Origin of the sequence: Streptococcus oralis subsp. oralis, from assembly GCF_002096455.1 — a bacterium.
Lineage (GTDB): Bacteria > Bacillota > Bacilli > Lactobacillales > Streptococcaceae > Streptococcus > Streptococcus oralis_CY.
Window position 1 is genome coordinate 118,285 of sequence record NZ_NCUL01000008.1, and the last position, 23,906, is coordinate 142,190.

22 protein-coding genes and 1 other RNA gene are annotated in these 23,906 nt (G+C 43.1%); 18 read left to right on the forward strand and 5 right to left on the reverse strand.

Annotated elements, in window-relative coordinates; translation table 11 throughout:
* Positions 1–163: 163 nt before the first annotated feature.
* Together pbp1a and recU are read right to left on the reverse strand one after the other, a co-directional pair.
* The gene (gene pbp1a / locus B7720_RS05080; RefSeq protein ID WP_084856838.1) at positions 164–2,332 is read right to left on the reverse strand and encodes a penicillin-binding protein PBP1A; all 2,169 of its coding nucleotides are present in this window, start codon (positions 2,330–2,332) and stop codon (positions 164–166) included.
* Entirely contained in the window at positions 2,329–2,925 is a 597-nt protein-coding gene (recU, locus tag B7720_RS05085; protein WP_000248756.1) for a Holliday junction resolvase RecU, read from the reverse strand. Before recU ends, pbp1a begins: the two co-directional genes overlap by 4 nt.
* 66 nt (positions 2,926–2,991) lie before the next feature.
* Here recU and B7720_RS05090 point away from each other — a divergent pair, with 66 nt between their 5' ends.
* The 18 genes from B7720_RS05090 to tig all read left to right on the forward strand — a co-directional run bounded on the left by B7720_RS05090 (position 2,992) and on the right by tig (position 19,807).
* A complete protein-coding gene (locus tag B7720_RS05090; RefSeq protein ID WP_084856840.1) occupies positions 2,992–3,519 on the forward strand; it encodes an SLOG family protein in 528 nt (175 codons plus the stop codon).
* 69 nt (positions 3,520–3,588) lie between these two features.
* Positions 3,589–3,918 carry a cell division regulator GpsB gene (gene gpsB / locus B7720_RS05095; protein ID WP_000146523.1) on the forward strand — a complete coding sequence of 110 codons (330 nt, stop codon included), beginning with the start codon at positions 3,589–3,591 and terminating at the stop codon, positions 3,916–3,918.
* Between the two features lie 20 nt (positions 3,919–3,938).
* An RNA gene (gene rnpB, locus B7720_RS05100) (RNase P RNA component class B) lies at positions 3,939–4,320 on the forward strand.
* Positions 4,321–4,403: 83 nt separating this feature from the next.
* Positions 4,404–5,561: a THUMP domain-containing class I SAM-dependent RNA methyltransferase gene (locus tag B7720_RS05105; protein ID WP_084856842.1), complete on the forward strand. Its 1,158-nt coding sequence runs from the start codon at positions 4,404–4,406 to the stop codon at positions 5,559–5,561.
* A gap of 12 nt (positions 5,562–5,573) precedes the next feature.
* Positions 5,574–7,016 (forward strand): cell division site-positioning protein MapZ, encoded by a 1,443-nt coding sequence (gene mapZ, locus B7720_RS05110; protein WP_084856844.1) that lies wholly within the window; start codon positions 5,574–5,576, stop codon positions 7,014–7,016.
* Between the two features lie 75 nt (positions 7,017–7,091).
* A complete protein-coding gene (gndA, locus tag B7720_RS05115; protein ID WP_061587344.1) occupies positions 7,092–8,516 on the forward strand; it encodes an NADP-dependent phosphogluconate dehydrogenase in 1,425 nt (474 codons plus the stop codon).
* Positions 8,517–8,527: 11 nt separating this feature from the next.
* Positions 8,528–9,217, forward strand: coding sequence for a response regulator transcription factor (locus tag B7720_RS05120; protein ID WP_000518001.1), 690 nt, complete (start codon positions 8,528–8,530; stop codon positions 9,215–9,217).
* A gap of 98 nt (positions 9,218–9,315) precedes the next feature.
* Positions 9,316–10,326: a choline-binding protein CbpJ gene (gene cbpJ / locus B7720_RS05125; protein WP_084856846.1), complete on the forward strand. Its 1,011-nt coding sequence runs from the start codon at positions 9,316–9,318 to the stop codon at positions 10,324–10,326.
* Positions 10,327–10,343: 17 nt separating this feature from the next.
* The gene (gene cbpC / locus B7720_RS05130) at positions 10,344–11,363 is read left to right on the forward strand and encodes a choline-binding protein CbpC (protein WP_084856848.1); all 1,020 of its coding nucleotides are present in this window, start codon (positions 10,344–10,346) and stop codon (positions 11,361–11,363) included.
* 117 nt (positions 11,364–11,480) lie between these two features.
* Positions 11,481–12,359: a mevalonate kinase gene (mvk, locus tag B7720_RS05135; RefSeq protein WP_084856849.1), complete on the forward strand. Its 879-nt coding sequence runs from the start codon at positions 11,481–11,483 to the stop codon at positions 12,357–12,359.
* On the forward strand, positions 12,341–13,294 hold the full coding sequence (mvaD, locus tag B7720_RS05140) for a diphosphomevalonate decarboxylase (protein ID WP_084856851.1): 954 nt from the start codon (positions 12,341–12,343) through the stop codon (positions 13,292–13,294). The genes mvk and mvaD overlap by 19 nt, the downstream gene beginning before the upstream one ends.
* A complete protein-coding gene (locus B7720_RS05145; protein ID WP_084856853.1) occupies positions 13,281–14,288 on the forward strand; it encodes a phosphomevalonate kinase in 1,008 nt (335 codons plus the stop codon). Before mvaD ends, B7720_RS05145 begins: the two co-directional genes overlap by 14 nt.
* Positions 14,272–15,273 (forward strand): type 2 isopentenyl-diphosphate Delta-isomerase, encoded by a 1,002-nt coding sequence (gene fni, locus B7720_RS05150; protein WP_084856856.1) that lies wholly within the window; start codon positions 14,272–14,274, stop codon positions 15,271–15,273. The genes B7720_RS05145 and fni overlap by 17 nt, the downstream gene beginning before the upstream one ends.
* Before the next feature lie 166 nt (positions 15,274–15,439).
* Positions 15,440–16,138: a cell wall-active antibiotics response protein LiaF gene (gene liaF / locus B7720_RS05155; RefSeq protein WP_049478059.1), complete on the forward strand. Its 699-nt coding sequence runs from the start codon at positions 15,440–15,442 to the stop codon at positions 16,136–16,138.
* The gene (locus tag B7720_RS05160) at positions 16,135–17,133 is read left to right on the forward strand and encodes an envelope stress sensor histidine kinase LiaS (RefSeq protein WP_084856859.1); all 999 of its coding nucleotides are present in this window, start codon (positions 16,135–16,137) and stop codon (positions 17,131–17,133) included. The genes liaF and B7720_RS05160 overlap by 4 nt, the downstream gene beginning before the upstream one ends.
* A 10-nt stretch (positions 17,134–17,143) precedes the next feature.
* Positions 17,144–17,776, forward strand: a complete 633-nt coding sequence (locus tag B7720_RS05165) for a response regulator transcription factor (RefSeq protein ID WP_049520866.1) — start codon at positions 17,144–17,146, stop codon at positions 17,774–17,776.
* Positions 17,777–18,433 (forward strand): DNA alkylation repair protein, encoded by a 657-nt coding sequence (locus tag B7720_RS05170; RefSeq protein ID WP_049520867.1) that lies wholly within the window; start codon positions 17,777–17,779, stop codon positions 18,431–18,433.
* A gap of 90 nt (positions 18,434–18,523) precedes the next feature.
* Positions 18,524–19,807, forward strand: coding sequence for a trigger factor (gene tig / locus B7720_RS05175; protein ID WP_000116504.1), 1,284 nt, complete (start codon positions 18,524–18,526; stop codon positions 19,805–19,807).
* Between the two features lie 47 nt (positions 19,808–19,854).
* Here tig and recD2 read toward each other — a convergent pair whose 3' ends face one another.
* The 3 genes from recD2 to rnhC all read right to left on the reverse strand — a co-directional run bounded on the left by recD2 (position 19,855) and on the right by rnhC (position 23,852).
* Positions 19,855–22,224 carry an SF1B family DNA helicase RecD2 gene (recD2, locus tag B7720_RS05180; protein WP_084856861.1) on the reverse strand — a complete coding sequence of 790 codons (2,370 nt, stop codon included), beginning with the start codon at positions 22,222–22,224 and terminating at the stop codon, positions 19,855–19,857.
* Between the two features lie 128 nt (positions 22,225–22,352).
* Positions 22,353–22,967, reverse strand: coding sequence for a signal peptidase I (lepB, locus tag B7720_RS05185; RefSeq protein ID WP_084856864.1), 615 nt, complete (start codon positions 22,965–22,967; stop codon positions 22,353–22,355).
* 9 nt (positions 22,968–22,976) lie between these two features.
* The gene (rnhC, locus tag B7720_RS05190; protein ID WP_084856866.1) at positions 22,977–23,852 is read right to left on the reverse strand and encodes a ribonuclease HIII; all 876 of its coding nucleotides are present in this window, start codon (positions 23,850–23,852) and stop codon (positions 22,977–22,979) included.
* Positions 23,853–23,906: the final 54 nt, after the last annotated feature.

A 23,906-nucleotide genomic window follows, 5' to 3' on the forward strand; every position in this document is an offset into this window, starting at 1 on the left:
TAGTAAAACCTCTTAACAAGATTACGAAATCCGTTTCCTATCTTTCCCAATGAGGTTTATAGTACAGAAAAAGCCTGAGAAGACATCTTCTCAGGCTTTTGTTAAGCACATAAATGCAATAGAGCTATGAAAAAATCACCCAGAAAAATCTGGGTGATAAATGTTATGGTTGTGCTGGTTGAGGATTCTGATTTTGGTTCTGGTTTTGTTGACCAGGCGTTGTATTTGGTTGCTGGTTATTGGTATTATTGTTTGCACTATTATTCGTGCTTGGAGTAGTTGAGCTTGACTGTGCAGTTGAACTTTCTGATGTCGAGCTCGAACTTTCAGGTGTTGGGGCCTGTTGCGGAGCAGGAGCAGTCCATGCAGAACGAGCACCGTTTTTAAAGACGAACTCACCACTTCGATAGAGGCCTTCTGGCATAGTCCAGTCGCCAGGGTTGTTATCCTCAGACAGATAAGTCATCATTGAACGGTAAACCTTAGCTGCAACATAGAAGCCATCACCAACGATAGGAGTAAGGCGGTTTGAGTAACCTGTCCACACAGCCATTGAATATTTGCGAGTATAACCAACGAACATTTCATCTGGAGCTACATAACCCGTATTTTTAATGTAGTTTTCAATTTCATCGTCTGTATAGTTTGATGTACCAGTCTTACCAGCTTGAGGTAGCCAAGGGAGATAAGCACCACGACCAGTTCCGTATGCTAAGACAGTCTTCATCATTTCTGTCATCATATAGGCGGTCGTCTCTTTCATGGCACGAGTACCAGGATCAGCGTATTCTTTTGAGCTACCATCGCTAAAGACGATTTTGTTGATATACATTGGTTTATGGTAGATACCACCGTTAGCAAAAGCAGCGTAAGCAGCAGCCATTTTCTCACTACTTGCTCCGTACTTTTTGTTTGACTCAGTCGTGTTACTTGAAATAGCGTTGGCATAGTGCATATCCGGATAGTCAATACCGATTCCATTTAGGAAGGTCTTGGCTCTATCCAAACCGACTTTGTTCAAGGTTTCTACAGCAGTTACGTTCCGTGATTGTTGGAGAGCATATTGGATGGTGATGTTTCCAAAATAACTTCTATCCCAGTTGTAAACAGGGGTATCTGTTCCAGGATAGTTATATGGAACATCATGTACAATCGAAGCAGTTGAATCGTAGATGTCATGCTCCAAGGCAGGAGCATAGTCTGTGATTGGCTTCATGGTAGAACCCCAGTCACGGTTGGTTTCAACAGCTTGGTTGATTCCGAAGGAAACATTGCTTGATTGGTGACGAGAACCTAACTGAGCAATGACTTTCCCGTTTGTCACATCCACAATCGTTGAAGCTACTTGCATTTCATCATCTGGATAGTTGACATACTCGTCGGTATTGTAGATATCCCAGAGATGTTGTTGAACTTTAGGATCAACGTTGGTGTAGACATCCATACCAGTCGTTAAGAGATTGTAGCCTGTTTCTTGTTCGACTTGATCGATTACCTCTTTGAGATAGTTGTCCATGTATGGAGGATAACTATTAGCCGATTTTAGACTTTGAAGTCCATCTGTAATCGGAGTATTAATCGCTTTTTCATATTGCTCAGCTGAAATGTAACCTTGCCCCTTCATCTCAGAGAGGACGAGATTACGACGTTCTTGAGCCGCTTCTGGATGTGAGTATGGATCATACTGGTTTGGAGCCTGAGGCATACCAGCAAGGAGAGCCAATTGTGGAATGCTTAGATCTTTGAGATCCTTGCCATAGTAACTTTGGGCAGCTGTCTGCATTCCGTAGTTACCGTTTGACATGTAAACCTTGTTGATGTAGTAGGTCAAGATCTCTTGTTTAGTCGCTTTTTGTTCTAGCTGAACGGCTAACCAAGCTTCCTGGGCCTTACGAGAAAGAGTCTGGTCAGAAGTTGACGTAGAGAAATAAGTTAACTTGATTAACTGCTGCGTCAAGGTTGAAGCTCCTTGCAGACCTCCACCACCACGAAGGTTTCGTAAGGTAGCACCTAGGATACGGATAGTATCGACTCCTCGGTGATTAAAGAAGCGATGGTCCTCAATCGAAACAATAGCGTTGACCAAATCGGTCGGTATTTCGTTTGCTTGGGCATTGACCCGACGTTCCGATCCAAGATCAGCGATAAGCTCGTCATTGCTATCATAGATCTTACTTGACGTTGTAGCAACTAGTTTACTTTCAGAAAGTTGGGGAGCCTTGCTAACATAGTAGAGGAAGAGACCTCCACCAAGCATTACAGCTGCGATAAATACAGTTAAGAGACTGATGCTGACATACTTAGCTATTCGCAGAAAAGTTTGTTTGTTCATCTTGTTTTACCACCTAGTAAATGTTCTTTGATAATGTCGAGATAGGGAATTTGAGGAAAGGCACCCGGCTCAATCCTATATCCATTTTCTCGAATATATCCAAGTGGCATTGACTTCTGTCCCTTATCTTGATGATAGAAACGGATGAGGTCAATAGCCGGCAATAAGTAGGTTTCTTGCTGAGAAGAAAAGTGAAGGAGTACAAAGCAGATTCCTTGCTGGGCAAGGACTTGTTCCATATGTTGGATCTGATGGAGATGAAAATTCTTCATCGGTATCGCATGTTTTTGCCTGGTTTCCTTTGCTTCAAAGTCGATGTAGTATCCATCATAAACCCCTGAATAGTCAGTAGTTGAGGCTTGTCTGAAGTAGGCTTCAACAATCTTGGCTCGACTTCGTTGGGGATAGTCGACACGTACGATTTGGATGGGAGTCGGTTTCTTGTGAATAACAGCTAACCCATGCGACAAATAGTAGTCGTTCGTAGCATTGATCATCTTTTCAAAAGACATTCCCCGATTTGCGAAATTTTTAGTTTGTGACAGGGGTGCTTGTCTCTTTTGAGATGAAATTTTATGTGGATAGTTGACCATAATTCTCCTTATTGGTACAATAACATCACTCTATTATATCATAAATTTACAAAGAAAGGGTTAAAAATGACATCAGCCTTGATTTTAGGCTATTCAGCCTTGGACCTTGGTCTCTTTAATGACAAGGATATTCGCGTTGATATTATCAAAACAGCCATTCGGAGAGACCTGGAATGTCTAGCAGAGGATGGGGTGACTTGGCTTGTCTTTACAGGGACTTTGGGCTTTGAGTACTGGGCGCTTCAGGTGGCGAAAGACATGAAAGCAGACTATGGATTTCAACTGGCGACCATTTTTGATTTTGAAACCCATGGCAGTAACTGGAATGAAGCAAATCAAGCGAAATTGAGTGAGTTCAAGCAGGTTGATTTTGTCAAATACGCCTATCCACAATATGAGCACAAGGGACAATTACGTGATTATCAGAAATTTTTGCTGGAAAATACAGATACTTGTTATCTTTTTTACGACGAAGAAAACGAAACCAAGTTACGATATTTTTACCAAATGATGAAAAATCAAGCGGACTATGTTACAAGAAGATTAACATTTGAGGACTTGAATGAAATAGTAGAAAATTTTTCTGAAAAGTAAGCCTTTGACCTTGATTTTTACTTGTCTTTTTTTATATAATAATACTAGTAACCCAGAATGGAGAGAGACATGGCAAGTATTATATTTTCAGCGAAAGATATTTTTGAACAAGAATTTGGACGTGAAGTACGTGGATATAGCAAAGCAGAGGTCGATGAATTCCTAGACGATGTGATTAAGGATTATGAAACCTACGCAGCTTTGGTCAAATCCCTTCGTCAAGAGATTGCTGATTTGAAAGAAGAATTATCTCATAAACCACAGGTAGCGCCAACTCAACCAGACTCTATTGAAGTAACGGCTTCTACTTCAATGACAAATTTTGATATTTTGAAACGCTTAAATCGTCTCGAAAAAGAAGTATTTGGTAAGCAAATCTTAGACAACCAAGATTTATAATTGACTAAGGAATGAGTGCAATTTTTGGATAATCGCGTGAAGAGGATCTCTTTTCATGAGGAAAGTCCATGCTAGCACAGGCTGTGATGCCTGTAGTGTTTGTGCTAGGCGAATCCATAAGCCTAGGGACGAGAAATCGTTACGGCAGTCGAAATGGCTAAGTCTTCGGATAGGTCAGAATAGGCTTGAAAGTGCCACAGTGACGGAGTCTTTCTGGAAACAGAGAGAGTGGAACGCGGTAAACCCCTCAAGCTAGCAACCCAAATTTTGGTCGGGGCATGGAGTGCACGGAAACGAACGTAGTACTCTGACTGCTAGCAGATTTATGCTGTTAGCGGTAGACAGATGATTATCGAAGGAAGTGGTCCTAGTCACTTCTGGAACAAAACATGGCTTATAGAAAATTGCATATAGGTTGGGGCTGAGAAATCTTTCTCAACCTCATTTTTTAAAGTGAACAAGAGAAAGGTCTTGCAAGACTAGAAATGAAAGAACAATTTAATTTAATCGCAACTGCTGCGGCGGGTCTCGAGGCTGTCGTTGGACGTGAGGTGCGAGACCTTGGTTATGATTGCCAGGTTGAAAATGGGCGTGTCCGCTTCCAAGGAGATGTGAAGGCAATCATTGAGACCAATCTTTGGATTCGTGCAGCGGATCGCATCAAGATTGTAGTCGGAAGTTTTCCAGCTAAGACTTTTGAAGAGCTTTTTCAAGGCGTTTTTGCTCTAGATTGGGAAAACTATCTCCCGCTAGGAGCACGTTTCCCGATATCAAAGGCAAAATGTGTCAAGTCTAAACTTCACAACGAGCCCAGTGTTCAGGCTATTTCCAAGAAGGCTGTTGTGAAGAAATTACAAAAACACTATGCCCGCCCAGAAGGAGTTCCCTTGATGGAAATGGGTCCCGAGTTTAAGATCGAGGTATCTATCCTGAAAGATGTGGCAACTGTCATGATTGACACGACAGGTTCTAGCCTTTTTAAACGTGGTTATCGTACGGAAAAGGGTGGGGCGCCAATCAAGGAAAATATGGCAGCGGCCATTTTACAACTCTCTAACTGGTATCCAGACAAGCCCTTGATTGATCCGACTTGTGGTTCAGGAACTTTCTGTATCGAGGCGGCTATGATTGCCAGAAAAATGGCACCAGGACTTCGCCGTTCCTTTGCTTTTGAGGAATGGAACTGGGTCAGCGATCGGTTAATCCAGGAGGTTCGCACAGAGGCGGCTAAGAAAATTGATCGTGAACTGGAACTGGACATTATGGGCTGTGATATAGATGCTCGCATGGTGGAAATTGCCAAGGCAAATGCTCAAGCAGCAGGTGTCGCAGGTGATATCACCTTTAAGCAAATGCGGGTACAGGACTTGCGCACAGACAAGATTAATGGCGTTATCATTTCCAATCCACCATATGGGGAACGTTTGTCTGATGATGCAGGAGTTACCAAGCTCTATGCTGAGATGGGACAAGTCTTTGCACCACTGAAAACGTGGAGTAAGTTTATCCTGACGAGTGACGAAGCTTTTGAAAGCAAGTACGGAAGTTCAGCTGATAAAAAACGAAAACTATATAACGGGACCTTAAAAGTGGATTTGTATCAATACTTTGGTCAGCGTGTCAAACGCCAAGAAGTAAAATAGAAAGGTGAACTCATGAGTAAGAAAAGACGTGATCGTCATAAAAAAGGACATCAAGAACCACAATTCGACTTTGACGAAGCAAAAGACTTGACTGTTGGTCAAGTCATTCGTAAGAATGAAGAGGTTGAAGCAGGAGTATTGCCTGAGGACAGTATCTTAGACAAATACATCAAACAACACCGTGAAGAAATCGAAGCCGACAAGTTTGAAACTCGTCAGTTTAAAAAAGAAGAACTGGCTTCTACTCAAAACCTAGAGGAAATGATCCAAGAAGTGCGAGAATCTAGTGAGACTTCTGATCAGGTAGACGATTCAGACCTGGTTGCTGAGGAATCTATTGAAGAGATAGAAGAAGAGACTACTCAGTTTGTTCCACCACTTCAAGATGAAGAAAATGCTGAAATAGAGCCTATCGTTTTAACAGAAACAGAGCCCAAGCAAATAAATGAGGAACAAGAAGAGGAGATTTATACACCTCTATCACGTTCGGCTCAAACAGAACCTGAAACAGGCTCTAAGAAGAAAGGTGTCATCATCATTGCTTCTGTAGTAGCTGCAATCCTTGTGCTTGCTGGAACATATTATGTCTACCGTCAAGTATCTCGTTCAAACCAAGAGATCCAGTCTTCTCAAGCAGCCTCTTCGGATGATCAAGGGACACAAACAGCTTTGAAAGACTTCAATGATCTCTATGATACTTTCTATACAGATGCTAATAAGACTGCTCTGAAAAACAGCCAGTTTGATAAATTGAGCCAACTGAAAACCTTGCTAGATAAGTTAGAAGGTAGCCGTGATTATACACTAGCTAAGTCAAGATATGATAGCCTAGCAACTCAAATCAAGGCCATTCAAGATGTCAATGCCCTCTTTGAAAGCCCAGCAATCACTGACGGTGTCTTGGATACCAATGCGAAAGCCAAAGCAGACGCTAAATTTACAGAAATCAAGACAGGGAACACAGAACTAGACAAACTCTTGGATAAGGCCATTAGTCTTGGCAAGAGCCAACAAACCAGTGCTTCCAGCTCAAGTTCGAGCTCTAGCACGAGTCAAGCAAGCTCAAGTTCAGCTACAGAAAGCAATTCAAGTAGTACGACACCTTCAACAAGCACTACGGCACCAGCTAGAGATACGAATGGTGGTTTGTCTGGCGATGGGGTTAATCTTCAAAGAAGTGCTAGTCGTGTACCTTACAACCAATCAGCTGTAGATGATAGCAACAACCCTGCTTGGACCTTTGCGGATGGTGTATTGGAACAAGTCCTAGCAACATCACGTGCTCGTGGCTATATCACTGGCAATCAATATATCCTAGAACGTGTCAATATCGTAAACGGAAATGGTTATTACAACCTCTATAAACCAGATGGAACCTATCTCTTCACCCTCAACTGTAAGACTGGTTACTTTGTAGGGAATGGTTCTGGTCATGCGGATGACTTGGACTACTAGGAGACCGTTACAAAATTCTTTCCTTTCATAGGTAAAAATGATAAAATAAAACATATTAAACAAGAGGAGTGTCACATGACAAAAGCTAACTTTGGTGTCGTAGGTATGGCCGTAATGGGTCGTAACCTTGCCCTAAATATCGAATCTCGTGGTTATACAGTTGCCATTTACAACCGTAGTAAAGAAAAAACAGAAGATGTAATTGCCTGTCATCCTGAAAAGAACTTTGTGCCAAGCTATGACGTGGAAAGCTTTGTAAACTCAATCGAAAAACCTCGTCGTATCATGCTCATGGTTCAAGCTGGACCTGGTACAGACGCAACTATCCAAGCTCTTCTTCCCCACCTTGACAAGGGTGATATCTTGATTGATGGAGGAAACACTTTCTACAAAGATACTATCCGTCGTAATGAAGAACTAGCAAACTCAGGTATCAACTTTATCGGTACTGGAGTTTCTGGTGGTGAAAAAGGTGCCCTTGAAGGTCCTTCTATCATGCCTGGTGGACAAAAAGAAGCCTACGAATTGGTTGCTGATGTTCTTGAAGAAATCTCAGCTAAAGCACCAGAAGATGGCAAACCATGTGTGACTTACATCGGTCCTGATGGAGCTGGTCACTATGTGAAAATGGTCCACAACGGTATCGAGTATGGTGATATGCAATTGATCGCAGAAAGCTATGACCTCATGCAACACTTGCTTGGCCTTTCTGCAGAAGACATGGCTGAAATCTTTACTGAGTGGAACAAGGGTGAATTGGACAGCTACTTGATCGAAATCACAGCTGATATCTTGAGCCGTAAAGACGATGAAGGTCAAGATGGCCCAATCGTAGACTACATCCTTGATGCTGCAGGTAACAAGGGAACTGGTAAATGGACTAGCCAATCAGCACTTGACCTTGGTGTGCCATTGTCACTCATCACTGAGTCAGTCTTTGCCCGCTACATCTCCACATACAAAGAAGAGCGTGTACATGCTAGCAAGGTCCTTCCAAAACCAGCTACTTTCAAATTTGAAGGTGACAAGGCTGAGTTGATCGAAAAGATTCGTCAAGCCCTTTACTTCTCAAAAATCATTTCATACGCACAAGGTTTTGCCCAATTGCGTGTGGCTTCTAAAGAAAATAACTGGAACTTGCCATTTGCGGATATCGCATCTATCTGGCGTGATGGCTGTATCATCCGTTCTCGTTTCTTGCAAAAGATCACAGATGCTTACAACCGCGATGCTGATCTTGCAAACCTTCTCTTGGATGAGTACTTCTTGGATGTTACTGCCAAGTACCAACAAGCAGTGCGTGATATCGTAGCTCTTGCTGTTCAAGCTGGTGTACCAGTACCAACCTTCTCAGCAGCTATTACTTACTTTGATAGCTATCGTTCAGCAGACCTTCCTGCTAACTTGATCCAAGCACAACGTGATTACTTTGGTGCCCACACTTACCAACGTAAAGACAAAGAAGGAACCTTCCACTACTCTTGGTATGACGAAAAATAAGTAGGTCTGCCATGGGGAAACGGATTTTATTACTTGAGAAAGAACGAAATCTAGCTCATTTTCTCAGTCTGGAACTCCAAAAAGAGCAATACCGAGTCGATTTGGTAGAGGAGGGGCAAAAAGCCCTCTCCATGGCTCTCCAGACGGACTATGACTTGATTTTACTGAATGCTCATCTGGGGGATATGACGGCCCAGGATTTTGCAGACAAGCTGAGTCGGACAAAACCAGCCTCAGTGATTATGGTCTTGGACCATCGCGAAGAATTGCAAGACCAGATTGAGACAATCCAGCGCTTCGCCGTTTCTTACATCTATAAGCCAGTGATTATTGATAATCTAGTAGCTCGTATTTCAGCGATTTTCCGAGGTCGGGACTTCATTGACCAACACTGTAGTCAGATGAAGGTTCCAACGTCTTACCGCAACCTACGTATGGATGTAGAACATCATACCGTTTATCGTGGCGAGGAGATGATTGCTCTGACGCGCCGTGAGTATGACCTCTTGGCTACTCTCATGGGAAGCAAGAAAGTCTTGACTCGTGAGCAGTTATTGGAAAGTGTTTGGAAGTACGAAAGTGCGACAGAAACCAATATCGTGGATGTTTATATCCGTTATCTACGTAGCAAGCTTGATGTAAAAGGTCAAAAAAGCTACATTAAAACCGTGCGTGGTGTTGGTTACACCATGCAAGAATAGAAAAGCAGTTGCAGTTGTGTAACTGCTTTTTTTGAGGGGCTTCTATATATTGACATACAGTCGGGTCTTTGCTACAATCAGTTATGGAGGAAGAACTAATGAAATTTTTGAAAAAAATGTTGCAAGTTCTACTAGCAGTCTTTTTCTTTGCTTTGCTAGCGGCTAATACCGTATTGGCGGATGATGCTGATTCAGAAGGCTGGCAATTTGTCCAAGAAAATGGTAGAACCTACTACAAGAAGGGGGAACTCAAAGAAACCTACTGGCGAGTGATTGATGGGAAGTACTATTATTTTGATCCTCTATCTGGAGAGATGGTTGTCGGCTGGCAATATATCCCGTTTCCATCTAAAGGTAGTACAATTGGTCCTTACCCAAATGGTATCAGATTAGAAGGTTTTCCAAAGTCAGAGTGGTACTATTTCGATAAAAATGGAGTGCTACAAGAGTTTGTTGGTTGGAAAGCATTAGAGGTTAAAACTAAAGACAGTGTTGGAAGAAAGTATGGGGAAAAACGTACAAATCCGGAAGATAAAGAAGAGAAGAGTTTTTACACGAACTATTACTTTAATCAAAATCATTCTTTAGAGACAGGTTGGCTTTATGATCAGTCTAATTGGTATTATCTAGCTAAAATGGAAATTAATGGAGAAAACTATATTGGTGGTGAAAGACGTTCAGGTTGGATAAATGATGATTCGACTTGGTACTATCTAGATCCAACAACCGCTGCAATGCAAACTGGTTGGCAGCAACTTGGCAATAAGTGGTACTACCTTCGTTCATCAGGAGCAATGGCGACTGGCTGGTATCAGGAAGGCTCAACTTGGTACTATTTAGATACTGAAAATGGCGATATGAAAACAGGCTGGCAATATCTTGGTAACAAGTGGTACTATCTCCGTTCATCAGGAGCTATGGCAACTGGTTGGGTGAAAGACGGTTCAACTTGGTACTACCTAAATGCAAGTAATGGAGATATGAAGACAGGTTGGACCAAAGTAAATGGAAACTGGTATTATCTCAATTCAAATGGAGCAATGGTTACAGGTAGCCAAACTATCGATGGTAAAGTTTATAACTTTGCTTCATCTGGTGAGTGGATTTAATCTTGGAGGAGATACAAATGAAGCTTTTGAAAAAAATGATGCAAGTCGCACTAGCAACATTTTTCTTTGGTTTGCTAGCTACAAATACTGTATTTGCGGATACCACAGGTGGCCAATTTGTTGATAAGGATAATAGAAAATATTATGTAAAAGATGATCATAAAGCAATCTATTGGCATAAAATAGACGGTAAAACTTACTATTTTGGTGATAGAGGAGAGATGGTTGTCGGTTGGCAATACGTAGAAATTCATGGAACAGGTTATCGTGATAATTTATTTAATAATCGTCCAGTCTTAGAAATTGGCCTTCAACAGAAGTGGTACTATTTTGGACAAGATGGTGCTTTGCTAGAACAAACAGATAAACAAGTACTAGAGGCAAAAACGTCTGAAAATACAGGAAAAGTATACGGTGAACAATATACTCCATCTGCTGAAAAGAGAACTTATTATTTTGATAATAATTATGCTGTAAAGACAGGCTGGACTTATGAAGACGGCAATTGGTATTATTTAAATAAGCTAGGAATTTCTGGCGATGATTCTTACAATCCACTACCAATTGGTGAAGTTGCTAAGGGTTGGACTCAAGATTTCCATGTTACTTTTGGCATTGATAGAAGCAAACCTGCTCCATGGTACTACTTAGATCCAACAACTGGCATCATGCAAACAGGTTGGAAACATCTTGGTAATAAATGGTACTATCTCCGTTCATCAGGAGCAATGGCGACTGGCTGGTATCAGGAAGGTACCACTTGGTATTATTTAGACCAACCAAATGGCGATATGAAAACAGGCTGGCAATATCTTGGTAACAAGTGGTACTATCTCCGTTCATCAGGAACCATGGCAACTGGTTGGTATCAGGAAGGTTCGACTTGGTATTATCTAAACGCAAATAATGGTGACATGAAGACAGGCTGGTTCCAGGTTAATGGTAAATGGTACTACGCTTATAGTTCAGGTGCTTTAGCAGTGAATACGACCGTAGAAGGCTATTCTGTCAATTATAATGGCGAATGGGTCCAATAATGAAAGAGGCGATTGTGAAGGAAACAATCGCTTTTTTTGTGAAAATATAATAAAATAGATAGGAGAAAATACTACTGTATGAAATGAGACGGTCTTTTCGTCTAGCAAAAGGAAAACATGACAAAAAAAGTTGGTGTCGGTCAGGCACATAGTAAGATTATTTTAATAGGGGAGCATGCGGTCGTATACGGCTATCCTGCTATTTCTCTGCCTCTCTTAGAGGTGGAGGTGACTTGTAAGGTGGTCCCCGCTGAAAGTCCATGGCGTCTTTATGAGGAGGATACCTTGTCCATGGCGGTGTATGCCTCGCTGGAGTATTTGGATATCAAAGAAGCCTGCATTCGATGTGTGATTGACTCGGCTATCCCTGAAAAACGGGGAATGGGTTCGTCAGCTGCTATCAGCATAGCAGCCATCCGAGCTGTTTTTGACTACTATCAAGCCGACCTGCCTCACGATGTGCTAGAAATCTTGGTCAATCGGGCTGAGATGATTGCCCATATGAATCCGAGCGGGTTGGATGCCAAGACCTGTCTCAGTGACCAGCCCATTCGCTTTATCAAGAATGTTGGTTTTACAGAACTTGAGATGAACCTATCTGCCTATTTGGTGATTGCAGATACGGGTGTTTATGGTCACACTCGTGAAGCCATCCAAGTGGTTCAAAGTATGGGGAAGGATGCCCTACCGTTTTTGCATGCCTTGGGAGAATTGACCCAGCAAGCAGAAGATGCGATTAGACGAAAATATGCTGAAAGACTGGGACAAATCCTCAGTCAGGCGCATTTACATTTAAAAGAAATTGGTGTCAGCAGCTCTGAGGCAGACTCCCTCGTTGAAACGGCTCTTAGCCATGGTGCTCTAGGTGCCAAGATGAGTGGTGGTGGGCTAGGAGGCTGTATTATCGCCTTGGTAGCCAATCTGGATCAAGCACAAGAACTAGCAAAACGATTAGAAGAGAAAGGAGCTGTTCAGACATGGATCGAAAGCCTGTAACAGTACGTTCCTACGCAAATATTGCCATTATCAAATATTGGGGAAAGAAAAAAGAAAAAGAGATGGTGCCTGCTACTAGCAGTATCTCATTGACTTTGGAAAACATGTATACGGAAACGACCTTGTCGCCTCTACCAGTCCATGCGACGGCGGATACATTTTATATCAATGGTCAGCTTCAGAGTGAGGCTGAACATGCCAAGATGAGCAAAATCATCGACCGTTACCGTCCAGAAGGTGAGGGATTTGTCCGTATCGATACTCAAAACAATATGCCGACTGCAGCGGGCCTGTCCTCTAGTTCTAGTGGTTTGTCCGCCTTGATCAAGGCATGCAGTGCTTATTTCCAGCTTGGATTGGATAGAAGTCAGTTGGCACAAGAGGCTAAGTTTGCTTCAGGTTCTTCCTCTCGGAGTTTTTATGGACCGCTCGGTGCCTGGGACAAGGATAGCGGAGAAATTTATCCTGTAGAGACAGACTTGAAACTAGCTATGATTATGTTGGTGCTAGAGGACAAGAAAAAACCAATTTCTAGCCGTGATGGGATGAAACTCTGTGTGGAAACCTCGACGACCTTTGATGACTGGGTACGCCAGTCTGAAAAGGATTATCAGGATATGCTGCTTTATCTCAAGGAAAATGACTTTACCAAAGTTGGGGAATTAACGGAGAAAAATGCCCTTGCTATGCACGCTACGACAAAAACAGCATCACCAGCCTTTTCTTATCTGACGGATGCGACTTATGAGGCCATGGACTTTGTCCGCCAGCTTCGTGAGCAAGGGGAATCCTGCTACTTTACCATGGATGCGGGTCCCAATGTCAAGGTCCTCTGTCAGGAGAAAGACTTGGAGCATTTATCTGAAATCTTCGGTCAACGTTATCGCTTGATTGTGTCAAAAACAAAGGATTTGAGCCAAGATGATTGCTGTTAAAACTTGCGGAAAACTCTATTGGGCGGGTGAGTATGCTATTTTAGAGCCAGGACAGTTGGCCTTGATAAAGGCGATACCTATCTATATGAAGGCTGAGATTGCTTTTTCTGAGAACTATCGTATCTACTCAGACATGTTTGATTTCGCAGTGGACTTGACGCCAAATCCTGCCTATAGTTTGATTCAAGAAACGATTTCTCTAGTGGAAGATTTCCTCGTTAATCGTGGGCAAACCTTGCGACCTTTTTCCTTGGAAATCCGTGGAAAAATGGAACGAGAAGGGAAAAAGTTTGGTCTAGGCTCTAGTGGTAGTGTCGTTGTCTTGGTTGTCAAGGCTCTGCTGGCTCTGTATAATCTTTCGATTGATCAGGATCTCTTATTCAAGCTGGCTAGCGCGGTCTTACTCAAGCGAGGCGACAATGGCTCTATGGGAGACCTTGCCTGTATTGTGGCAGAGGATTTGGTTCTCTACCAGTCTTTTGATCGAAAGAAGATAGCTACTTGGTTGGAAGAAGAAAGCTTGGCAACAGTTTTGGAGCGTGCTTGGGGCTTTTCTATCTCACAAGTAAAACCAGGTCTAGAATGTGATTTCCTAGTTGGATGGACCAAGGAAGTAGCCGTATCGAGTCAAATGGTCCAGCAAATCAAGCGAAACATAGACCAGAATTTTTTAAGTTCCTCAAAAGCAACGGTTGCTGCTTTGGTAGAAGCCTTGGAGCAGGGGAATGCAGAAAAAATCATCGAGCAGGTGGAAACAGCCAGTCAGCTTTTAGAAGGCTTGAGCCTAGATATATACACACCTTCGCTGAGACAGTTGAAAGAAGCCAGTCAAGATTTGCAGGCTGTTGCCAAGAGTAGTGGCGCTGGTGGTGGTGACTGTGGGATTGCCTTGAGTTTTGATGAGCAATCAACTGAAACCTTAAAAAATCGTTGGGCCGATCTGGAGATTGAGCTCTTATACCAAGAAAGGATAGGACATGACGACAAATCGTAAGGATGAGCACATCCGCTATGCCCTTGAGCAGAAAAGTTCCTATAACAGCTTTGATGAGGTGGAGTTGATTCATTCTTCCTTGCCTCTTTACGACCTGGATGAAATCGATCTTTCCACAGAATTTGCTGGTCGAAAGTGGGATTTTCCTTTTTATATCAATGCCATGACAGGTGGAAGTGATAAAGGACGAGAAATCAATCAAAAACTAGCTCAGGTGGCGGAAGCCTGTGGGATTTTGTTCGTGACGGGTTCTTATAGCGCAGCCCTCAAGGATCCTACAGATGATTCATTTTCTGTCAAGTCTAGCCATCCAAATCTCCTTCTTGGAACCAATATTGGATTGGACAAGCCTGTTGAGTTAGGACTTCAGACTGTAGAAGCGATGAATCCTCTCCTCCTGCAAGTGCATGTCAATGTCATGCAGGAATTGCTCATGCCAGAGGGAGAAAGAAAGTTTCGAAACTGGCAATCACATCTGGCAGACTACAGCAAGCAAATCCCTGCTCCTATTATTCTCAAGGAAGTGGGCTTTGGGATGGATGTGAAGACCATCGAGAGAGCCTATGAACTGGGTGTTCGAACGGTTGACCTATCAGGTCGTGGTGGCACCAGCTTTGCCTATATCGAAAACCGTCGCAGTGGCCAACGTGATTACCTCAATCAATGGGGTCAGTCCACCATGCAAGCCCTCCTCAATGCTCAAGACTGGAAAGACAAGGTCGAACTTTTGGTTAGCGGAGGGGTTCGAAATCCGCTGGATATGATTAAGTGCTTGGTCTTTGGTGCCAAGGCTGTAGGATTGTCACGTACCGTTCTGGAATTGGTTGAAACCTACTCCGTCGAAGAGGTGATTGGTATTGTCCAAGGCTGGAAAGAAGATCTGCGTTTGATCATGTGTGCCCTTAATTGTGCCACCATAGCGGATCTGCAAAACGTAGACTACATTCTTTATGGTAAACTAAAAGAAGCAAAAGATCAGATGTAGAGAGGTCGGGACAAAAATCCCGTCCTTTTTTGTAGCCTTTTGCCAACTGTAGCGGGCTGAAAGAACCTAGCTTGTAGGAGCGATTTCTTTCCAATCGCCTTTTTCCATCCTCAGACCGAGGTGACTTTTTTGAATTGTGATAAAATAGAAGGGAGAGGATGCATCTATGAAAAAATTTCAAATCTTTTTATTTATTGAAGCCTGTCTGTTGACGGGAGCTCTGATTTTGATGGTATCAGAGCATTTTTCGCGTTTTCTGCTGATTCTGTTCCTCTTTTTGCTCTTGCTGCGCTATTATACAGGTAAAGAGGGCAATAATGTCTTCCTCCTTGTAACGACTATTCTTTTCTTTTTCATCGTCATGCTCAATCCCTTTGTGATTTTAGCCATCTTTGTAGCGGTGATCTACAGTCTCTTTCTTCTCTATCCAATGATGAATCAAGAAAGAGAGGAGACGGACTTGGTCTTTGAAGAGGTGGTGACGGTTAAAAATGAACGCAATCCTTGGTTTGGTAATCTCCATCATTTCTCTAGTCACCAGACCTGCCAGTTTGACGATATCAACCTCTTTCGCCTCATGGGCAAGGACACCATTCATCTAGAAAGAGTTATCCTAACCAATCATGACAATGTCATTATCCTTAGAAAGATGGTCGGAACGACTAGGATTATCGTGCCTGTAGATGTGGAAATCAGTCTCAGTGTCAACTGCCTCTATGGAGATCTTACCTTCCTTCATCAGCCTAAGAGATCCCTCCGCAATGAACACTATCATCAGGAGACCAGAGACTATCTCAAGAGTAACAAGAGCGTCAAGATTTTCCTAACTACTATGGTTGGCGATGTGGAGGTGGTCAGAGGATGAAAAAGCAATCTTATCTGTTAATCGGTCTGACTTCTTTCCTCTTTATCCTCTTTTTGGCTAATAGTTTACTTGATATTTTTGAACTAGACTGGTCCTATTTGCTACAGGATATCGAGAAAACAGAAAAGTTAATCTTCTTAGTCTTGGTCTTTAGCCTTTCCATGACCTTCTTTTTTGTCCTCTTTTGGCGCGTGATAGAAGAAGTCTCTCGCAGAAAAATGCAAGTCAATCTCAAGCGACTGTTAGCAGGAAAAGAGGTGGTTGCCTTTGCAGATCCAGACTTGGATGCCAGTTTTAAGTCCTTGTCTGGCAAGCTCAACCTCTTGACAGAGGCTGTTCAAAAGGCTGAAAATCAAAGCCTGGTCAAGGAAGAAGCAATCATCGAGAAAGAAAGGAAGCGGATAGCACGTGACCTGCACGATACGGTTAGTCAGGAGTTGTTTGCGGCCCATATGATTTTATCAGGTGTCAGTCAGCAGGCTTTGAAGCTGGATAGAGAAAAGATGCAGACCCAGTTGCAAGGTGTCGCAGCTATCCTAGAAACAGCCCAGAAAGATTTGCGGGTCTTGCTCCTACATTTGCGACCTGTTGAGTTGGAAGAGAAGAGTTTGATTGAGGGGATTCAAATCCTCTTAAAAGAGCTTGAGGACAAGAGTGATCTCAAGGTTAGTCTCAAGCAAAAGGTGTCTAAATTGCCCAAGAAGATTGAAGAACATATCTTCCGCATTTTGCAGGAATTGATCAGCAATACCCTTCGCCATGCCCAGGCATCTTGTTTGGATGTCTATCTCTATCAGACAGATGTTGAATTGCAGCTGAAGGTGGTGGACAATGGGATTGGTTTCCAGTTAGGGAGTTTAGATGACTTGAGTTATGGACTGCGAAATATCAAGGAGCGGGTCGAAGATATGGCTGGAACGGTTCAACTTTTGACAGCTCCAAAGCAAGGACTGGCGGTTGATATCCGTATTCCCCTGCTAGATAAGGAATCATAAAGGAGTAGAGATGAAAATTTTACTGGTAGATGACCATGAAATGGTCCGATTGGGCTTGAAAAGCTATTTTGATCTCCAAGACGATGTGGAAGTTGTGGGCGAGGCTGCCAACGGATCTCAAGGTATTGAGTTGGCCTTGGAATTGCGTCCAGATGTCATTGTCATGGATATCGTCATGCCTGAGATGAATGGGATTGACGCGACCTTAGCCATCCTCAAAGAATGGCCTGAAGCCAAGATTTTGATTGTAACTTCTTACTTGGACAATGAAAAAATTATGCCGGTCTTGAATGCGGGTGCCAAAGGTTATATGCTCAAGACTTCTAGTGCAGACGAACTGCTTCATGCCGTCCGCAAGGTAGCTGCTGGAGAGCTGGCTATTGAACAAGAGGTCAGCAAGAAGGTTGAATACCACCGTAATCATATGGAGCTTCATGAGGAGCTGACTGCGCGTGAGCGAGACGTGCTCCAACTCATCGCTAAGGGCTACGAAAATCAACGCATTGCAGATGAACTCTTCATCTCTCTCAAGACGGTCAAGACCCACGTGTCCAACATCCTAGCCAAGCTTGAGGTCAGTGATCGCACCCAGGCTGCGGTCTATGCCTTTCAGCACCACTTGGTTGGGCAGGAGAACTTTTAGATGAGTCTTGTAGATTTACTTGAGGAGCTAGAAGCAGCAAAAGATCCGAAAAAGGCAGGCCCCATGGAAGCCTATATGCGTCATCAATTTCCCTTTTTAGGTATTGAAGGTCCTGAAAGAAATGCGCTTTATAGAAAATACTTTCCAAGCGCGAAAAAAACAAAGATGATCGATTGGGATTTTGTAGATATCTGCTGGGAAAAGGAGCCTAGAGAATACCAGTATGTGGCTGCCAACTATTTGAAAGCCATGCAGTCTTATCTAACGAAGGACGATTTGCCTAAACTTGAGCGTCTGGTCGTGACCAAGTCCTGGTGGGACACGGTAGATATCTTAGATCGAGTAGTAGGAAGTTTGGTAGCCGACTATCCGGAACTTGAAGAAGTGATTTTAAAATGGAGCCTATCAGATAATATCTGGCTAAGGCGAGTTGCTATTGACCACCAGTTGTTAAGGAAAGAGAAAACAAATGTCCAACTGATGGAAAAGATCCTGGTCAACAATCTGGACCAGACAGAATTTTTTATCAACAAAGCCATCGGCTGGACTCTAAGAGACTACTCTAAAACCAATCCCGAATGGGTAGCACGTTTTATTGAGAAAAATAAGAAACGAATGGCTGAACTTAGTATCAAGGAAGCGAGCAAGTACCTCTAGCACTATTGAAAAGCGCATTCATTACTTGAAAAAAGTCGCTATTATATGGTATAATGGACTGTATTAAAAATTTTAAGGAGAAATGACAGAATGTCTGTATCATTTGAAAACAAAGAAACAAACCGTGGTGTCTTGACTTTCACTATCTCTCAAGACCAAATCAAACCAGAATTGGACCGTGTATTTAACTCAGTAAAGAAAACTCTTAACGTTCCTGGTTTCCGTAAAGGTCACCTTCCACGCCCTATCTTCGACCAAAAATTTGGTGAAGAAGCTCTTTATCAAGATGCAATGAACGCACTTTTGCCAAACGCTTATGAAGCTGCAGTAAAAGAAGCTGGTCTTGAAGTGGTTGCGCAACCAAAAATTGACGTAACTTCAATGGAAAAAGGTCAAGACTGGGTTATCACTGCTGAAGTCGTGACAAAACCTGAAGTAAAATTGGGTGACTACAAAAACCTTGAAGTATCAGTTGATGTAGAAAAAGAAGTGACAGATGCTGACGTTGAAGAACGTATCGAACGCGAACGCAACAACTTGGCTGAATTGGTTATCAAAGAAGGCGCTGCTGAAAATGGCGACACTGTTGTGATTGACTTCGTTGGTTCTATCGATGGTGTTGAATTTGACGGTGGAAAAGGTGAAAACTTCTCACTTGGACTTGGATCAGGTCAATTCATCCCTGGTTTCGAAGACCAATTGGTAGGTCACTCAGCTGGCGAAACTGTTGATGTTATCGTAACATTCCCAGAAGACTACCAAGCAGAAGACCTTGCAGGTAAAGAAGCTAAATTCGTAACAACTATCCACGAAGTAAAAGCTAAAGAAGTTCCAGCTCTTGATGATGAACTTGCAAAAGATATCGACGAAGAAGTGGAAACTCTTGACGAATTGAAAGAAAAATACCGCAAAGAATTGACTGCTGCGAAAGAAGAAGCTTACAAAGATGCCGTTGAAGGTGCAGCAATCGATAAAGCTGTAGAAAATGCTGAAATCGTAGAACTTCCAGAAGAAATGATCCATGAAGAAGTTCACCGTTCAGTAAATGAATTCCTTGGAAACTTGCAACGCCAAGGTATCAACCCTGACATGTACTTCCAAATCACAGGAACTACTCAAGAAGACCTTCACAAACAATACGAAGCAGAAGCTGAGTCACGTACGAAGACTAACCTTGTTATCGAAGCAGTTGCCAAGGCTGAAGGATTTGACGCTTCAGAAGAAGAAATCCAAAAAGAAATCGAGCAATTGGCGGCAGACTACAACATGGAAGTTGCACAAGTACAAAACTTGCTTTCAGCTGACATGTTGAAACACGATATCACTATCAAAAAAGCTGTTGAATTGATCACAAGCACTGCAACAGTTAAATAATCTTAAAAGAGAAAAAGCCCACCTGACTAGGTGGGTTTTCTGTTGCACTATTTTCCAAAAATCTCTTTGAGGTCTGCATCTGTAATCCCAATCATGGCTGGAATACTAGACCAGTTTTCTTCGGTGAGGATGTAGGATTGTTCAGAGTCACTTGGTGTGGCAGTTTCAGAGAAGGCCTGTTTACTTTCTTCAATATTAGTTTCAATTAAATCACTGAAACGCTCAATCAGATAGGTCTTGCGGGCAGTCCCGATATGCTTAACTGCATAGTCGAAAGCCTGTAATTCACCTAGTAAGATAAGTTTGCTTTTGGCGCGTGTAATGGCTGTGTAGATGAGATTTCGCTCCAGCATGCGCTTGCTAGCACTGGTGATGGGTAGGATGACAACAGGAAACTCACTTCCCTGAGACTTATGGATGCTCATGGCATAGGCTAGTCGAATCTTGTACCATTCGTTGCGTGGATAGATGACCTCATTGCCGTCAAAATCAATGACAATCTCGTCTTGTTTGGACTCGGTGTATTTTCCAGGAATCAGGTCTGTGATGTAGCCTAGGTCTCCATTAAAGACATTGACTTCAGCGTCGTTGACTAGGTGAATAACCTTGTCCCCCGTTCGATAGTGACACTGAGTTGCTTCAAAGCTAACTTGCCCCTTTTGCTGAGGATTGAGCAGGTCTTGCATGAGTTGGTTGATGGCATCAATACCAGCAGTTCCTCGATACATAGGTGCTAGCACCTGAATATCGCGAGCCGGAATGCCACTTCTGAGGGCAGCACCGAGGATTTTCTCAATGGTAGCTGGTATATAGCCATTAGCGATTTCAAAGTAGGAGCGGTCAGCTTTTTTCTGGGTAAAGTCGGCTGGCAAGATGCCTTGTCGAATCTGACTAGCCAAGGTGACGATAGTTGATTCTTCACTCTGACGGTAAATCCGTTCCAAGCGCGTCTGAGGTATCGGGGGTATCTGGAGCAGGTCTGCAAGGACTTGTCCAGGACTGACAGAAGGCAACTGGTCACTATCCCCCACGATGAGAATTTTACTGTTAGAAGAGATGTTGGAGAAAAGTTGGTTGGCTAGCCAAGTATCCACCATGGAAAACTCATCTACAATGATAAAGTCGGCATCCAGATAATCTTCTAGATGGCTGGTATCATCGTCTCCCGTCATCCCCAAATGACGGTGTATGGTCGCGCTAGGCAAACCCGTCAATTCATTCATGCGCCGAGCCGCTCGACCAGTTGGAGCAGCAAGAAGGATAGGTAAGTTGCTTTTCTTCCTGAGATCAAGCCCTTCTAAAAGGGCATAAACAGCGATAATTCCATTGATAACAGTCGTCTTACCTGTACCAGGCCCACCTGTCAGGATAAAGACCTTGTTCTGGATAGCGTCGCAGATAGCCTGTTTTTGAATGGTATCGTACTGAATCCCCAGTTCTTGCTCGACAGTAGCGATATGCTTTTGAATGGTTTCTAGATCCTGATTTTTCTGCTTTTCTTTTTCAAGGATACGAACCAAGTGACTGCGAATGCCTTCTTCAGCGAAAAAGAGGCTGTTATCAAAGATTTTGGTATCAATCTGCTGAACCTTGTCTTCTTCAATCAAATGAGATAATTCCTGAGCAACTTGGCTGGGATCGAGTTCCACGGGACGGGAAGACTCTAGGAGAGTCAGGGTTTGTTCCAGCAAATCTCGGGCTTCCATATAGGTATCGCCCGTATCCATACAGCCTTGAAAGAGACTGTGGACAAGGCCAGCGCGGAAGCGCTCAGGAGCTTGACTTTCGATACCTAGTTCGGCAGCTAATTGGTCAGCAATGGTAAAGCCCAAACCCTTGATATCTTCAACCAGTTGGTAGGGATAGTTTTCGACAATATCCAGCGTTTCTTCCTTGTAAAAGTCTTGAATCTGAAAGGCCAGTTTATTGGGAATGCCGTAGTTGGCAAGTTTAGCCAAGACCATTTCTGTCCCATAGTTGAGACGGAGGGTGGAGACAAAAGCCTCACGGTTTTTGGCAGAGAGTCCTGCAATGCTTTCCAACTTTTCAGGATGCTCCAGAATTTCGTCTATGGTATTGTCACCGTAGCTATCAACGATTTTTTGGGCCGTTTTGAGACCAATTCCCTTGAAATGGCTACTAGAAAAGTACTTGACTAGACCCTTACTAGTGGGTTTTGCTCGCTCATAACGACTGATCTGTAGCTGTTCTCCATACTTGGAGTGCTGAATGATTTGCCCCCAAAAAGTGTAGTCTTCACCCTCAATCACGTCCGCGATGGTTCCTGTAACGATGATTTCAAAATCGTCAAAGTCCTCCGCATTGGTATCTTCGATATCTAGGAGGAGGATGCGATAAAAATTACTGGGATTTTCAAAAATAATCCGTTCAATAGTGCCTGAAAAATAAACTTCCATAGGTTTCCTTTACATGAGTTAATGAGAGTTGGACCTTAGCTTCTTTCAACAAGCTAGGAGACCAAAAGTCCTTCTTCTCGCAATAGAAAAAGAGACTGAGACTTAGCATTCTCGGCCTCTTCCTTATCTTAAAAAGTTCCGATACGGTTAAGTGGCCAGAAACGGAATTTTGCTTCGCCCTTGATATCACTGGCCTTGAAGGTACCGACATGGCGGCTGTCGCTAGAGACTAGACGATCGTCACCAAGGAGAAGGTACTCACCTTGAGGGACAGTAAAGCTAAAGCTGGTATTGGAATTGACATCGACTGTAAAGGCCTGTGCCTTTTGAGCAAGTTCTCTAAAGTAAACTCCCTTATTGCCTTCAAATCCTTTGCCAGTATAGGTGTTTTGCAACTTTTCTGTTTTGAACAAGTTGAGATATTCAGCTAGGTAAGGTTCATTCGTTTCTTCACCGTTGATAAAGAGTTTGTCATTTTCATAGCGGATGGTATCTCCAGGCATACCGATAACCCTTTTGACAATGTCTTTATTTCCGTCTTCCTCGTGCGCAACCACGATATCGAAGCGGTCAATTGGGAGGTGTTTAACAACGAAGAGAACCTCTCCGTCAGCTAGGGTAGGGTCCATCGAGTGTCCTTCCACACGGACATTACTCCAAAGGAAGATGCGGCTAAGGCCTACCAGTGCGATAATCAGGAAGAAAACTCCCCATTCTTTTATAAATGATTTTAAATAGTTCATGGTTTACCTCTATAGAAGTTTTTTGGCTTTTTCAGTATTTTTAAAATGCAGTTTGGCACAGAAATGAAGTCCCTTCATACCATAGGCCTGCAGGATTTTACTAGCAACCTTATCAGATGCAGTTCCAGCGCCACTTGGCAGTTGATAGCCTAGTTCTCGTCCAAGATTTTCCAAGTTTTCGAGGAAGAGATCACGCGCAATGATGGAGCTAACCGCAACAGCCAGGTATTTGCCCTCGGCTTTTTCTTCCAAAGTGATCTTGTTTGGAAAACGGTTGGCTTCTTGCGCCAAGTACTTGTCATAGTTTTTAGCGCTTGTAAAAGCGTCAATCACGATTTTTTCTGGCTGGACTCCTTTTTTTAGAAGGAGAAAGATAGCTTGGTTGTGAAGGGCAACCTTTACAGAAACAGCATTGTAACGCTCTCCGATAACTTCGTTGTACTTGCTCGGTGAAAGGAGGAGCGCTTGGTGCTGGACCTTTTCTTTAAGGAGAGGGGCAATCTGACGAATCTTTTGGTCTGTCAGAGTCTTAGAATCCCCCACACCGAGTTTTCGTAAGAAGTCGTGCTGGTCCGGTGTCACGAAGGAAGCCACGACAGCCAGTCCACCAAAGTAGGAACCATTTCCCACCTCATCGGTACCGATCATAGGAAAATCTTGTCCACTGTTTTCTTGTCGAACCTGATAGCCAAAGAAATTGGCGTAGTGCTCAGCAGCTTCGCCTTGCAGGAGGACTTTTCCAGAAGTATAGATGGAAACCGTTGCCTGAGGAAAGCGCAAAAAATAGCGGATATAGGGATTTTTACTAGGACTGAGAGCCTTCTGATACTGACTTAAAAAGCTCTGAATTTCCTGTTCACTTGGTGTGAGTGTGATACTTGCCATAGTCTCTATTGTACCACAAAAGCAGGAGAATTGGTAAAAACTGACAAAGTTAGC

What these genes read in the sequence shown, in the direction of transcription:
- cbpJ (WP_084856846.1), top strand. Translation starts at nt 9,316, where the DNA reads ATGAAATTTTTGAAAAAAATGTTGCAAGTTCTACTAGCAGTCTTTTTC.
- lepB (WP_084856864.1), bottom strand. Translation starts at nt 22,967, where the DNA reads ATGAACTATTTAAAATCATTTATAAAAGAATGGGGAGTTTTCTTCCTG.
- fni (WP_084856856.1), top strand. Translation starts at nt 14,272, where the DNA reads ATGACGACAAATCGTAAGGATGAGCACATCCGCTATGCCCTTGAGCAG.
- mvk (WP_084856849.1), top strand. Translation starts at nt 11,481, where the DNA reads ATGACAAAAAAAGTTGGTGTCGGTCAGGCACATAGTAAGATTATTTTA.
- cbpC (WP_084856848.1), top strand. Translation starts at nt 10,344, where the DNA reads ATGAAGCTTTTGAAAAAAATGATGCAAGTCGCACTAGCAACATTTTTC.
- recD2 (WP_084856861.1), bottom strand. Translation starts at nt 22,224, where the DNA reads ATGGAAGTTTATTTTTCAGGCACTATTGAACGGATTATTTTTGAAAAT.
- B7720_RS05165 (WP_049520866.1), top strand. Translation starts at nt 17,144, where the DNA reads ATGAAAATTTTACTGGTAGATGACCATGAAATGGTCCGATTGGGCTTG.
- pbp1a (WP_084856838.1), bottom strand. Translation starts at nt 2,332, where the DNA reads ATGAACAAACAAACTTTTCTGCGAATAGCTAAGTATGTCAGCATCAGT.
- B7720_RS05145 (WP_084856853.1), top strand. Translation starts at nt 13,281, where the DNA reads ATGATTGCTGTTAAAACTTGCGGAAAACTCTATTGGGCGGGTGAGTAT.
- rnhC (WP_084856866.1), bottom strand. Translation starts at nt 23,852, where the DNA reads ATGGCAAGTATCACACTCACACCAAGTGAACAGGAAATTCAGAGCTTT.
- gpsB (WP_000146523.1), top strand. Translation starts at nt 3,589, where the DNA reads ATGGCAAGTATTATATTTTCAGCGAAAGATATTTTTGAACAAGAATTT.
- mvaD (WP_084856851.1), top strand. Translation starts at nt 12,341, where the DNA reads ATGGATCGAAAGCCTGTAACAGTACGTTCCTACGCAAATATTGCCATT.
- B7720_RS05090 (WP_084856840.1), top strand. Translation starts at nt 2,992, where the DNA reads ATGACATCAGCCTTGATTTTAGGCTATTCAGCCTTGGACCTTGGTCTC.
- B7720_RS05105 (WP_084856842.1), top strand. Translation starts at nt 4,404, where the DNA reads ATGAAAGAACAATTTAATTTAATCGCAACTGCTGCGGCGGGTCTCGAG.
- tig (WP_000116504.1), top strand. Translation starts at nt 18,524, where the DNA reads ATGTCTGTATCATTTGAAAACAAAGAAACAAACCGTGGTGTCTTGACT.
- B7720_RS05170 (WP_049520867.1), top strand. Translation starts at nt 17,777, where the DNA reads ATGAGTCTTGTAGATTTACTTGAGGAGCTAGAAGCAGCAAAAGATCCG.
- gndA (WP_061587344.1), top strand. Translation starts at nt 7,092, where the DNA reads ATGACAAAAGCTAACTTTGGTGTCGTAGGTATGGCCGTAATGGGTCGT.
- recU (WP_000248756.1), bottom strand. Translation starts at nt 2,925, where the DNA reads ATGGTCAACTATCCACATAAAATTTCATCTCAAAAGAGACAAGCACCC.
- mapZ (WP_084856844.1), top strand. Translation starts at nt 5,574, where the DNA reads ATGAGTAAGAAAAGACGTGATCGTCATAAAAAAGGACATCAAGAACCA.
- B7720_RS05160 (WP_084856859.1), top strand. Translation starts at nt 16,135, where the DNA reads ATGAAAAAGCAATCTTATCTGTTAATCGGTCTGACTTCTTTCCTCTTT.
- liaF (WP_049478059.1), top strand. Translation starts at nt 15,440, where the DNA reads ATGAAAAAATTTCAAATCTTTTTATTTATTGAAGCCTGTCTGTTGACG.
- B7720_RS05120 (WP_000518001.1), top strand. Translation starts at nt 8,528, where the DNA reads ATGGGGAAACGGATTTTATTACTTGAGAAAGAACGAAATCTAGCTCAT.